Genomic DNA, 12,229 nt, shown 5'->3' with positions numbered 1-12,229 from the left:
GCCATGACGCCCCCACTCGAGCCGGACGACGAGAGCTACACACCTCGCCTGATCCGCTCCTACACCATCACCGCTGGCCGGACGGCGACCACCGTCGACCTGGCCATGGAGGCGACCCTTCGTCTCCAGGCTGGTGCGGAGGCGCCCGTCCTCACCCCCTCAGCCGCGCAGGTTCTCGAGGTCTGCGATCGCCGTTCCGTCGCCGAGGTGTCGGCGCTGACCAAGATGCCGATCGGCGTCACCCGGGTGCTGCTGGGCGACCTGATCGAACAGGGACTGGTCAGGATCCAGGCCACCATCACCGAGAAGACGTCGACAGATGAGCGTCTCGAGCTCATCGAAAGGACCCTCCGTGGACTTCGAAACTACTAAGGCACAGCGAGCGGCTGCGTCGACGAAGATCGTCATCGCCGGCGGCTTCGGCGTCGGCAAGTCGACGCTCGTCGGCGCCGTCTCCGAGATCGACCCGCTGCGCACCGAGGCACTCGTCACCAACGAGTCCGAAGGCGTCGACGACCTCGCGGCCGTGCCCACCAAGGCCACCACGACCGTCGCCATGGACTTCGGCCGCCTGACGCTGGCGGAGGACCTTGTCCTCTACCTGTTCGGCACGCCCGGGCAGCGCCGCTTCTGGTTCATGTGGGACGACCTGTGCCGTGGCGCCATCGGTGCCATCGTGCTGGTCGACGTCGCCCGACTCGACGAGTCCTTCTCCCCGCTGGACTACTTCGAGTCCAAGGGCATCCCCTTCATCGTCGCCGTCAACGAGTTCGACGGCGTCCCGCGCTACCCCGCCGAGGAGATCGCCGCCGCGCTGGCCCTGCCCGCCGACGTCCCGATCATCAGCCTCGACGCCCGCGACCGCGAGCAGGCCAAGGGTGCGCTCGTGAAGATCACCGAATACGCCCTCATGCGACTGCGCGAGTCGCTCACCGTGAATGCGAACTGAGATGACCTCCGCCACCCGCCACCTCGTCCGTACGCCCGTCCGCACCACCGTCGCGGCCCTGTCGGGCGCCGTCCTGATGGCCGCGCTCAGTGCCTGCGGCGGCAGCGCGAGCGGCCAGACCGCTGCGTCGCTGAGCGAGCCGTCGCTGGTCTTCGAGGGCGCGCTCACCGTGTGCACCGACGCGCCGTACGCGCCCTTCGCCTTCAAGCAGAAGGGCCAGTTCACCGGCTTCGACGTCGACCTCGCCCAGGCCGTCGCCGACGACCTGGGTGCCGACCTCGACGTCCTCGACGTGGACTTCGACTCCATCACCTCGGGTCAGGCCCTCAACGACGACGTGTGCGACGTGGCCGTCGCAGCCATGACGATCACCGGTGAGCGCGCGCGTGTGCTCGACTTCTCCAGCCCCTACTTCGACGCCAAGCAGGCGCTCGTCACCCCGCGCGGTTCGGGTGTGGACACGCTCGAGGAGCTCGCGAACCTGCGCGTCGGCGTGCAGAAGGAGACCACGGGCGAGACCTACATGAGTGACTTCGCCCCCGACACCACCCAGGTCATCACCTTCAAGGACGCCGCCGGCCTCCAGGCCGCGCTGTCCGCGGGCGAGATCGACGCCGCGGTGCTCGACAACACGGTCTCCGGCCAGTTCGTCTCGACCAACCGCGGCCTCAAGGTCGCTCGCGAGTTCGACACCGGCGAGCAGTACGGCATGGCGGTGAAGAAGGACGGCAACGTCGCCCTCCTCCGCGCCATCAACAGCACGCTCGCCGACCTCCAGGACGACGGCAGCTACGACACGATCTACGAGAAGTACTTCGGCTGATCTCACCACGCGCGGCGGCCCGGCAGGCTCTCCTGCCGGGCGGCTGCGCGTCCGGGAGGCGCCGGCTACGGCGCGATGGTCAGGAACAGGAACGACGCGAGCAGCACGAGGTGCACCCCGCCCTGGAGCGGCTTGGTGCGACCGGGGACCACGGTGAGGATCGCCACCGCGGCGGTGAGCAGCAGCAGCACCGTTTGGAGCTGGTTGAGGCCGAGCTTGAGCGGGCCGTCGAGCCAGATGCTCGCGATCGCGATGGCCGGGATGGTGAGGCCGATCGAGGCCATCGCCGAGCCGAGGGCGAGGTTGAGGCTGACCTGCACGCGATTGCGGGCGGCGGCGCGGACTGCGGCGATGGTCTCCGGGGCCAGGACGAGCATCGCGATGATAACGCCGACGACGGCCTGCGGGAAGCCGAGCGCGGCGACACCGGACTCGATGGCGGGCGACTCGATCTTCGCCAGGCCGACCACGGCGACCAGGGAGACCACCAGCAGTCCGAGGCTCGCCAGCGCGGCCCGGTCGGTGGGCGGGTCGGCGTGTCCGTCCTCGTCGAGGTCGACCGGCTCGTGCTCGAAGGAGTCGCCACCGCCCGAGGAGAGCACGGTGGGGGTGTGCTGCCCGTGCTCGACCGGCAGGAAGAAGTCGCGGTGCCGGATGGTCTGGGTGAACACGAACATCCCGTAGAGCGTCAGCGACGCGATCGCGGCGTACGCCAGCTGGACCCCGGAGAACTCCGGCCCCGGCTGGGAGGTGGTGACCGAGGGCACGACCAGGCAGAGCACGGCCAGCGCGATGACGGTCGCCAGGGCGGCCCCGGTGCCCTCGGGGTTGAAGACCGCCAGGTGGTGCTTGAGCGCGCCGACGAGCAGGGAGATGCCGACGATGCCGTTGACGGTGATCATCACGGCGGCGAAGACGGTGTCGCGGGCCAGTCCGGAGGCGTCCTTGTCGGCGGTGACCATGAGCGTGACGATGAGGCCGACCTCGATGATCGTCACCGCGACCGCGAGCACCAGCGAGCCGTAGGGCTCACCGACGCGGTGGGCGACGACCTCCGCGTGGTGGACGGCCGCCAGGACCGCCCCGACCAGCAGCACGGCCAGCAGCCCGAGGACGACCCCCTCGGGGTGCGCGAACCACGCCGGCACCAGCGCCACGATGGCCACGATGGGGGCAAGAGTCGTCCACGACGGCCTGTTCACGGACCAACTCTAGGCGTCGCCGCCCACGGCCCGGCTCAGGTCTCGGAGGTGGTCAGCTTCTCGAGCCTCGCCCGCAGCAGCGGAACGCGGTGGCTGTTGCCCTCGAGGGTGACGTACTGCTCGCCGAAGATCGCCAGGAGCGCGTCGTCGAGGCGGCGTACGGCGCCCGCGGGGTAGCGGTAGCCCATCCGCCGGATCACGGCATCGGCGTCGACGGAGGTGAGCAGGTCGGCGAGGTCGTCGACGGTGTCGATGCCGAGCTGGCCGAGCAACCCGGCGATCCAGTCGTAGTGGTCGGTGTGCGACCAGCCGGCGTCGCTGTAGTGGCCGGCGAGGAACGTGGCGAGCTCCTGCCCGACGACGTGGTCGGCCTCCGCCTCGGTGGTGCTGTCCGGGGCGGCCGCCTGGATCCGCCGACGGATGGTGGAGAACTCCCGGTCGGCGAGCTCGATCAGGCCGGCGGCGAGCGTGAAGCGACGGTCCAGGTCGGCGGCGGCGTCCTCGGGCACGTTGCCCTTGTAGCGGATGTCGTGCTCGAACTCGGCCCACGCGTGCTGCAGGACCGTCCGCACCTGGACGCTGGCGCGTTCGCCGGCGAGGTCGGGGTGCTCGTCGTCGGCGCGCACCAGCAGGTGGCGGCTGGCGTAGCCGAAGCGGCCGGACCGGGCCATCTCCTCGCCGAGGTCGCGGTCGTCGAGGATCGCGAGCTCGTCGTCGAGCAGCTCGGCGACCGCCGCCACGTCGCTGTGGACGTAGGTGATGACGCGGACGCCGATCTGGTCGGTGATCTGCTCGAGGGGGTCCGGGTAGAGCGCCGCGCCGCCCTCGGTGCGGTTGGCCTTCGCGGAGAACGACGCGACGCTCTTGGTGCGACCGGTCACGCTGAGGTAGTCGATGCCGGCGTCGTCGAGCAGCGTCCGGACCAGCGTCACCCAGCCGGCCGTCGCGGCCACGAGCCGCGGCTGCCGGGCGGCGTACGCGCGCACCGCCTCGCGCACCGGCGCGGCCGGACCAGATTCCTCGCTCACGTCGCACAGCCTGCCAGTGACGGTGGTACGCCGTCGACGCACCCGCCCCGACCCGCTTCCTCCCAGCGGTCCCGCCTGACGGGGGAGCCGGACGCGGGCCGCTATCGTCGAACGACCATGAACACCTCACCGCGCCGCCACCGCTCCGCTGCCGCCCTCGTCGCCTGTCTCGCCCTCGCGGCGGGCCTCACCGCCTGCGGCTCCGACGGTGGCGACGACACCGCGACCGACCCGGGCTCCTCGAGCACGCCGTCGCCCAGCGAGACCCCGACCGAGACCCCGACCGAGACCCCGACTGACACCCCGACCGAGACGCCGGACTCGGGAAGCGGATCCAACGGCACGATCGAGGCGATCGGGTCGGCCGGCATCACCGAGGCGCAGATGGTGAGCCAGAGCGACGCCGGCGGCTCGGTGTCGGAGATGGCGTTCGCGCTCGACACCGAGCAGGCGGTCGCCGACTTCGTGGTCGGTCTGGACAACGGGTTCGACGCCGTGGTCACCGACGCCGTCGCGCAGCTCGCGCAGCAGTCGCCGGACGCGACGCCCTACGGAGCGGTCGTGACCATCGGCTGCGAGGCTCCGCGCAACGTGTCGATCGATGCCGGCGAGGCCGGCTTCCAGGTCCTGCCGAAGCTGCCGAAGAGCAACATCCAGTGCCTCGTGCCGGAGACCTTCGTGGTGCTCTTCGCCGCGCCTGACGCCTGAGCCTGGATCCAGGCTGAGCGCTCAGCTCGTCGGCGTCGGGGGCACGGTCGGCGGCACCGTCGGGGTCGGAGCAGGCGTCGGCACGATCGGCGTCACCGGCGGCAGCACACCTTCGTAGACCACGCCGAAGGCGTTGGCCACCTGGCGCTCGCCGCCGTCCGAGGGCACGTTGACGATGCCCATCGCCCCCGCCCCGTCGCGGCTGTACATCGCCGAGGACCCACCGCCGTCGAGGTTGATGGCGTTCTCCGCGCCGAGCGCCGTCATCATGTCGGCGAGCTCGACCATCGTGTAGCCGCGGCTGACGGACGAGCGGCCGTCGGCGACGAGGATCAGCAGCTTGCGGCCGTCGGCGTCGATGCCCACCGCCGTGCGGGGGTGGGCGATGGTGTTGTTGATGACGGTGCGCACGCCGTTGACGAGCAGGGAGCGGTCGCCGCTGATGGCGACCTTCGGCTTGCCGCCCTCGATCCGCTTGGCCAGCGTGACCCGCTGGCCCTTCTTGAGCGTGCTGAGCTTGCCTGCGGCCGGACCGGTGCCGATGAGCACGCGGTCCTTCTTGCCGATCTTCTTGCCGCTCGACAGCTTCGGGCGGTTCGAGATGACGCGGTTCTTGCGCACGATCACCTCGCGCGCCCGCTTCTTGCCCGACGTCACCTTGTAGCCCGAGGTGCGGTGCCAGTCGACGTCGTAGACGCCGACCTGGCCCGGCGTGATCGCGGGGTGGTTGATGCCGCTGACCGTGACGTCCGGTCGCTGGCGGATCGTGTACTGCATGCTCAGCGGTCCGACGTGGGGGCCCGCGTTGTCGAACCACAGGGTCGAGTTCACACCCGGGATCCAGCCGTCGCGCGAGCCGCCCAGGATCCCGCGGTTCGCGTCGATGGTGATGCCGAGGGGCGCGTTGGTGCCGCCGATGTCGAAGAAGTCGCCGTTGACCGCGACCAGCGCGTTGTTCCACCGGCCGAACTGGCTGACCTTCTTGCGGCTGGTGACATAGCTGGGGGAGAGCGACTGGAAGCTCAGCCCAGGCGTGTCGAGGTCGACGCTCACCAGGTTCATCCGGACCTGACCGACCGGCTGGCGGCCGTCGACCTGGTCCCACTGGCGCAGGACGACGCCGGGCGCGATCTGGTAGCTGAGGTCGTTCTTCGCCTGCACGGCGCGGCCGCGGAGGTTCACCGGCGGACCGACGACGGTGCCGGGCTTGCCGTCCGAGGTCTGGTTGCGCCCCCGGTAGCCGTCCTGGCTGCCGGACGTGGCGCCCACGCGAGCCGAGGTCGCACTGCGATCGTCGGCGACGGACGGTCCGACACCGAGAGTGGCGACGAGGCCGGTCACCAGGACGCCGGCGGTCGCCAGCGTCAGGGCGCGCTGGCGGACGGGCTTGGCGGGCAGCGAGGTGCGGGGGAAGGCAGACACGCGCTCCAGGGTAAAGGACGCAATGGTGCTGGTGGGAAAATTGGGATCAGCAGATCCCGGCACGCCGTCGTACGCCCTAGGCTGCGAGCGTGCCCACCGAGCCGACGAGTCCCGTGTGGAACACCTTCCACGCCGGTGACAACCTCGACGTGCTGCCCCGGCTCGCCCCCGCCTCGGTCGACGTCGTCTACACCGACCCGCCCTACAACACCGGCAACGACTTCGCCTACGCCGACACCTTCCGCGACGGTTCCCACGCGGACCGCCACGCCGGCCGCCACGCCGCGTGGACCGCGATGATGCGTCCTCGGCTCGAGGCCGTTCGCACGCTCCTCGCTCCGCACGGTGCCGTGTTCGTCAGCATCGACGACAACGAGGCCGCCCACCTGCGGCTGCTGATGGACGAGGTCTTCGGCGAACCCAACTTCATGGCCCAGATCGTGGTCAACCTCAACCCCAAGGGCCGGCAGCTCGGCCGCGGGTTCGCGACCAGCCACGAGTACGTCCTGGCGTACGCCCGCGACCTCTCGACCTGCGCGGTCGACGGGAGCTCGGCCGAGGCCGTCGACGAGGCCGACTTCCCGCTGACGACCGACGACGGGCGCCGCTTCCGCTACCTCCCGCTGCGCAACACCAACAAGAAGTTCAACCCGATCACCGCGCCCACGCTGCACTTCGAGCTGTACGCCGACCCGGTGACCGGCCGCGTGTCCACCACCGAGTTCCCCGGCAGCCGGGCGCTCGCCCCGGTCTTCGGCGACGGGCGGCCGGCCGTGTGGCGCTGGTCCCGGCCGCGCGTGGACGAGCGGCCCGACGACCTGGTGTGCCGGGTGATCCGTGGCCGCACCGGCGAGCGAGCCGACATCTTCCAGCGCGACTGGCTGGTCCGGGAGGGCGGGCGTCGCAAGAAGCTGCGCACGATCTGGCTGGCCGAGGAGATCGGCTCGACCGACTCGGCCGTCGCCGAGCTGAAGGCCCTCGTGGGGCACGTCTTCGAGTCGCCGAAGCCCACCGGGCTGGTCCGCCGGATCCTCGCGACCCTCCCCGACGACGTCGTCGTGCTGGACCCCTTCGCCGGCAGCGGCACGACCGGCCACGCGGTCGCCCTCGCCAACGCCGCCGACGGCGGCACCCGCCACTGCATCAGCATCAACTCCACCGAGCCGACCCGTCCGGGGTCCAACGCCCACCTCGCCGGCCTCGCCACCGTCGCCGACATCACCCGCGCCAGGCTGTCGGCGGTCGCCGACCAGGTCGGCGGCGGCCTCGAGGTGGTTCTGGAGTCTCCGGATATCCGGTGACCACCCCGCTTGTCACACCAGATCTCGGGTGCAAAGCGGGAGTCTCGCCGGATATCCGGTGACTCCAGCGCGGGCGCCCGGCGCTCCTCGCACCTCAACCAGCGGCGGGGTCTCAGAGGCCGGCGGCCCTCTCCAGCGCCGCCAGCTCGTCGTCGAGGTGCTGGAGGAGCACCTGGAGGTGGGGGACGGTGCGGCGGCAGCCGGTGAGGCCGAAGCACATCTTGCCGTCGCAGGACGTGCAGGTGATGTTGAGCGCCATGCCGTTGATCGGGATGGACAGCGGGTAGGTGCCGGTGAGGCGGGCGCCGTTCCAGTAGTGCGGGGTGCGGGGACCGGGGACGTTGCTGACGATCAGGTTGTAGGGCGGGCGCACGATGCCCTGCATCCGGAGGATCGGGCCGAGGATGGCCGGCGCCTGGCCGAGCGCGCTCATCGCGAGGATCTGGGCCGGCGTCATCGCCGAGAGGCTCTCCTTGCCGTCCTTCATCGACCGGTGGATGGCGGAGAGGCGGTCGGCGGGGTCGGCGAGGTGGGTGCCGAGCTGCACCATCACCGCGCCGACGGCGTTGCCGCCGTCGGCGGAGGCGAGGTGGGACTGCTTGGCGTTGAGGCCGACCGGCACCATCGAGATCAGCGAGGTCTCGGGCAGCGCGTCGAGGTCGGCGAGGTAGGTGCGCATCGCGCCGCTGACCATCGCCAGCACGACGTCGTTGATCGTCGTCCCGGTGGCCTTGCCGACCCCGCGCAGCCGCTCGACCGGCCAGTCCTGGGCGGCGAAGCGCCGCGAGCCGGTGATGCTCTGGTTGAGCATCGTGCGCGGGGCGTAGAGCGAGAGCGCGGAGGTCTCGTTGCGCACCGACTTGTTGAGGGTGCGGATCAGCGCGCCGGGCATCCCGGCGGCCTCGGAGGCCAGCGCGAGCGCCGTACGCACCGTGGTGGCCGACACGTCGGCCAGCGAGGCGCCGCCGTCGCTGACCGGCTCCTCGCGCCGTCTGCTCGGCTGCTTGCCCCAGAAGGCCGGCATGTCCCGCTCGTCGGGGTCGGTGGACAGCACGTCGGCGAGCAGCCGCATCGCGGAGACGCCGTCGACGAGGGCGTGGTGGGTCTTGGTGTACATCGCGACCCGCCCGTCGCGGAGGCCCTCGATGATCGTCGCCTCCCACAGGGGCCGCTCCCAGGCGAGGCGGGTGCTGTGCAGCCGCGAGCACAGCTCGAGGAGCTCGCGGACCCGCCCTGGCTTGGGCAGCGCGCTGTGCCGGACGTGGTGCTCGACGTCGAACTCCTCGTCGGGCAGCCAGACGAGCTGTCCGGCGGTGCGCGCCGAGCGGTGCGGGTGCTTGAGGAAGAGCGGCGCGATCTGCTCGACGTCGCGCATCTGCTCGTACATCTCGCGGGCGAAGCCGCGTCCCGCGCCCTCGGGCTTCTCGAAGAGCTGGAGCCCGCCGACGTGCATCGGCATGTTGCGGTTCTCGGCGAGCAGGAAGCCGGTCGCGGTCGGGTCGATCGGGTTGACCACGTCGTCCTCCTCCGGCCCCGTCGGCGAGGGCAGTTCGCGCATCCTGCCCTCCCGGTGAGGACCGCCACAAGGGCGGCGGCCGGGAAACGACTCAGGACTCCAGCGAGTCGGCCAGCTCCGCGACGAGCGCGTCGACCACCGCGACCAGGTCGCCGCCGGACTCCCGGGCGACCGCACGCTGGCGCTGGTACGACGCCCCGCGCCGCGGGATGTCGACGACGGTGCGCAGCTCGTCCTCGCACCCGAGGCGCTTGGCCACCGGGGTCAGCCGCTCCAGCAGGTCGTCGAGGTCGTCGGTGACCAGCCGCTCGCGGTTGCGGTCGTCGACGATCACGATCGCGTCGAGGCCGTAGCGCGCGGCTCGCCACTTGTTCTCCTGCACCTGCCACGGCGGCATCGTCGGGAGCTCCTCGCCGGCAGCGAGCCGGGTGTCGAGGTCGACGACGAGGCAGTGCACGAGGGCGGTCATGGCGGCGAGCTCGCGGACGTCGGACATGCCGTCGCAGACCCGGTGCTCGAGCGTGCCCAGGTGCGGGGCGGGTCGCAGGTCCCAGCGGACGTCCGACATCGAGTCGATGATCCCGGTGGTGGTCTGGTCGGCGATGCACTTCTCGAACTCGGCCCACGTGTCGAAGGCGAACGGCAGCCCGGCGGTCGGCAGCTGCTGGAACATCAGCGCCCGGTTCGAGGCGTAGCCGGTGTCCTGCCCGGCCCAGATCGGCGAGCTCGCCGAGAGGGCCAGCAGGTGGGGGTAGGTCGTCAGCATCGAGGCCAGCACCGGCATCACCCGGTCACGCTCGGGCATCCCGACGTGGACGTGCACGCCCCAGATGAGCATCTGGCGGCCCCACCACTGGGTGCGGTTGATCAGCTCGGCGTAGCGGTGGCCGTCGGTGAGCTGCTGCATCGACCAGTCGGCGAACGGGTGCGAGCCGGCGCCGAGCAGGTCGACTCCCACCTCCTGCGCCGCCGGCACGACCACCGACAGGGTGTCGCGGAGGTCGGCCACCGCCTCGCCGACGGTGTCGCAGATCCCGGTGACGACCTCGACCGTGTTGCGCAGCAGCTCCTTGTGCAACCGCTGCGGATCGTCGAGCCGACCGCCCGCGAGGTCGTGCACCTCGGAGGCGACGCTGACGAGGTCGCGGCTGACCCGGTCGACGAGAGCGAACTCCCACTCCACCCCGAGCGTCGGCTGCGGCGACGCGTGGAAGTCGATGCGCATGCGACCACTCTGTCAGCAACCCCTCCTCGGCGGCACGCCCGCAGGTGTCACCCCTTCCGACCCCGATGCCCGGTCCGGTGCCACCATGGCCCGGTGGAGGAGCGCGAGGAGCAGTCGGAGGAGCAGCGGGCGGCTGCGGAGGCGGCCCGCGAGGTCCACCTGACGATCGACCTCTGCCTGCGCATCGGCGAGATGCTGCTCTCGTCCGGGGCCGGCGCGGCCGACGTGACCGCGACGATGCGCTCGGTCGCCGACCACCTCGGCCTGCGTGCCGCCGAGCTCGACGTGACCTTCACGGCGCTGTCGATGAGCCACCAGCGCGCGCCCGACGACGTACCCGTGCTGATGATGCGTCACGTGCAGCATCGCGACATCGACTACGAGGACCTGACCGCCGTGGACCACCTGGTGCGCGACATCCTCACCGACCGGGCCGACCTCTACCTCGCCCGCTCCCGCATGGCCACCATCGTCTCCCTCGGTCACGCCCTGCCGCGGTGGGGGGTGACGGTCGCGTGGGCCGTGATGGCGGCCGCGGTCGGCGTGTTCCTCGGCGGTGGTGTGATCGTCTCGGCAGTGGCGGCCGTCGCGGCCGCGCTGATCGACCGGGTGCAGATGGTGCTGGCCCGGCGACGGCTGCCCTTCTTCTACCTCCAGGTCGCCGGCGGCGCGATCGCCACGCTCCTCGCGGCCGGCGTGGCCGCGACGCCGATCGACGTCGACCCGTCCCTGGTCGTGACGGCCAACATCATCATGCTGCTCGCCGGCATCGGGTTGATGGGAGCCGTGCAGGACGCGCTGACCGGCTTCTACCTCACCTCCAGCGCCCGCCTCATCGAGGCGATGATGGCCACGGCGGGGATCATCGCCGGGGTCGCGCTCGGCATCTCGGTGGCAGACGGGGTCGGGCTGGAGCTCGGCACGCTCGTGCCCGGCCAGGTGGGCCGCCAGTACTCCGACCTGCCCACCATCCTGCTCGGCGCCGCGGTGTCGGCCGCGGCCTTCAGCGTGGCGTCGTACGCGCCGCGACGGGCCGTGCTGCCCGTCGCCGCGACCACCGCGGCCGCCGCCCTGATCGGTCAGCTGGTGGCGTTCGCCGGCTTCGGCCGGGTCGCCGCGGCCGGTGCGGCGGCGTTCTTCATCGGCCTCGTGGCCTACGCCGTCTCCGGCCGGGTCCGTGTGCCGCCGCTCGTGGTGGCGGTGCCGGCGATCGTGCCGTTCCTGCCGGGCCTGTCGATCTATCGCGGCCTCACCTGGCTGGCCGACGGCGGCTACCTGATCTCGCAGGGCATCTTGGCGCTGATGACGGCGATGTCGGTCGCCATCGCGCTGGCCTCCGGCGTGATCCTGGGCGAGTACGTCGCCCAGCCGCTGAAGCGGGAGGCCCGCAAGCTCGAGAACCGGCTCGCCGGACCCCGGCTGGTCGGGCCCTTCCGGGCGATGACCCGCGCCGAGCGGCGGGCGATCAGGAAGCTGTCCGGCGACTGAGCTCGTCCAGCCAGCGCCGGTGGGAGGCGTCGTACGGCGCCAGGCCGGCGCGGACCGTCGCCAGGACCTCGTCGCAGCTCGACCGCGCCGCGGCGATCACGTCGGCGGGATAGCCCAGCGTCACCTGGTGCTCGGCGAACTCGTCCTCGTCGTCGACGTAGATCGCGCCGGCGACGTGGCCTCGGCGGGCCGCCTCCTCGCGCACGTCCTCGGGCAGCGGGTCGGCCAGCCGGACGACGTCGAGGTCGAGGTCGACCATCCGCAGCACGTCCCCGTCCCACACGCCCGGGGTCGTGATGTCGACGTAGACGTCCACCCACGACCCGGGGGCGTGCAGCGTGGCGGCGTACCACCCACCACGCGGCACGAGGGTCACCGCGGCGACCTGCGAGTGGAACTCCGCACCCGGGCGGTGGTGGTGGGTGCCTGCGGGTACGCCGAGCCACTCGCCGTGCTCGTCGGCGCCGAGGTGGATGCCGTCGAACTCCCAGTGCGGCCGCTCGCCCCACTTGCTCATCTCGACGCGGATCGGGGTCCCGGGCGCGTACGTGCTCACGCGTCCGACAC

At 71.6% G+C, this 12,229-nt stretch carries 12 protein-coding genes; 6 read left to right on the top strand and 6 right to left on the bottom strand.

Going from position 1 to position 12,229, the window contains the following annotated elements; all coding sequences use genetic code 11:
* The first annotated feature begins 3 nt into the window (after positions 1-3).
* From IEZ25_RS11820 to IEZ25_RS11810, 3 genes are read left to right on the top strand one after another with little or no spacing between them, the layout of a single operon-like run.
* Entirely contained in the window at positions 4-372 is a 369-nt protein-coding gene (locus IEZ25_RS11820) for a DUF742 domain-containing protein (protein WP_191199612.1), read from the top strand.
* The gene (locus IEZ25_RS11815; protein ID WP_056906137.1) at positions 353-949 is read left to right on the top strand and encodes a GTP-binding protein; all 597 of its coding nucleotides are present in this window, start codon (positions 353-355) and stop codon (positions 947-949) included. The genes IEZ25_RS11820 and IEZ25_RS11815 overlap by 20 nt, the downstream gene beginning before the upstream one ends.
* Position 950: 1 nt before the next feature.
* On the top strand, positions 951-1,772 hold the full coding sequence (locus IEZ25_RS11810; protein ID WP_191199611.1) for an ABC transporter substrate-binding protein: 822 nt from the start codon (positions 951-953) through the stop codon (positions 1,770-1,772).
* A gap of 65 nt (positions 1,773-1,837) precedes the next feature.
* On the opposite strand, the gene IEZ25_RS11805 is transcribed toward IEZ25_RS11810, so the two are convergent.
* Together IEZ25_RS11805 and IEZ25_RS11800 are read right to left on the bottom strand one after the other, a co-directional pair.
* Positions 1,838-2,974, bottom strand: a complete 1,137-nt coding sequence (locus IEZ25_RS11805) for a calcium:proton antiporter (RefSeq protein ID WP_191199610.1) — start codon at positions 2,972-2,974, stop codon at positions 1,838-1,840.
* Positions 2,975-3,009: 35 nt separating this feature from the next.
* On the bottom strand, positions 3,010-4,002 hold the full coding sequence (locus IEZ25_RS11800; protein ID WP_318152192.1) for a GTP pyrophosphokinase: 993 nt from the start codon (positions 4,000-4,002) through the stop codon (positions 3,010-3,012).
* 117 nt (positions 4,003-4,119) lie between these two features.
* Here IEZ25_RS11800 and IEZ25_RS11795 point away from each other — a divergent pair, with 117 nt between their 5' ends.
* Positions 4,120-4,710: a hypothetical protein gene (locus tag IEZ25_RS11795; RefSeq protein ID WP_191199609.1), complete on the top strand. Its 591-nt coding sequence runs from the start codon at positions 4,120-4,122 to the stop codon at positions 4,708-4,710.
* Positions 4,711-4,731: 21 nt separating this feature from the next.
* Here IEZ25_RS11795 and IEZ25_RS22260 read toward each other — a convergent pair whose 3' ends face one another.
* Complete coding sequence (locus IEZ25_RS22260) at positions 4,732-6,132, bottom strand: phosphodiester glycosidase family protein (protein ID WP_191199608.1); 1,401 nt, start codon at positions 6,130-6,132, stop codon at positions 4,732-4,734.
* Between the two features lie 89 nt (positions 6,133-6,221).
* Here IEZ25_RS22260 and IEZ25_RS11785 point away from each other — a divergent pair, with 89 nt between their 5' ends.
* On the top strand, positions 6,222-7,433 hold the full coding sequence (locus IEZ25_RS11785) for a site-specific DNA-methyltransferase (RefSeq protein ID WP_318152191.1): 1,212 nt from the start codon (positions 6,222-6,224) through the stop codon (positions 7,431-7,433).
* Positions 7,434-7,545: 112 nt separating this feature from the next.
* Here the strand turns inward: IEZ25_RS11785 and IEZ25_RS11780 are convergent, their stop codons facing one another.
* Together IEZ25_RS11780 and IEZ25_RS11775 are read right to left on the bottom strand one after the other, a co-directional pair.
* Positions 7,546-8,991: a WS/DGAT/MGAT family O-acyltransferase gene (locus IEZ25_RS11780; protein WP_224748854.1), complete on the bottom strand. Its 1,446-nt coding sequence runs from the start codon at positions 8,989-8,991 to the stop codon at positions 7,546-7,548.
* Positions 8,992-9,040: 49 nt separating this feature from the next.
* The gene (locus IEZ25_RS11775) at positions 9,041-10,174 is read right to left on the bottom strand and encodes a glutamate--cysteine ligase (RefSeq protein WP_191199607.1); all 1,134 of its coding nucleotides are present in this window, start codon (positions 10,172-10,174) and stop codon (positions 9,041-9,043) included.
* A 93-nt stretch (positions 10,175-10,267) separates the two neighbouring features.
* Between IEZ25_RS11775 and IEZ25_RS11770 the strand changes: the two genes are divergently transcribed.
* Complete coding sequence (locus tag IEZ25_RS11770; RefSeq protein ID WP_318152190.1) at positions 10,268-11,662, top strand: threonine/serine exporter family protein; 1,395 nt, start codon at positions 10,268-10,270, stop codon at positions 11,660-11,662.
* Here IEZ25_RS11770 and IEZ25_RS11765 read toward each other — a convergent pair.
* Entirely contained in the window at positions 11,640-12,218 is a 579-nt protein-coding gene (locus tag IEZ25_RS11765) for a DUF402 domain-containing protein (RefSeq protein ID WP_191199606.1), read from the bottom strand. The genes IEZ25_RS11770 and IEZ25_RS11765 overlap by 23 nt on opposite strands.
* Between the last annotated feature and the right edge of the window lie 11 nt (positions 12,219-12,229).

This window comes from Nocardioides hwasunensis (assembly GCF_014779665.1).
In the GTDB taxonomy this organism is placed as follows: domain Bacteria; phylum Actinomycetota; class Actinomycetes; order Propionibacteriales; family Nocardioidaceae; genus Nocardioides; species Nocardioides hwasunensis.
This window is presented reverse-complemented; position numbering and strand designations above follow the sequence as displayed.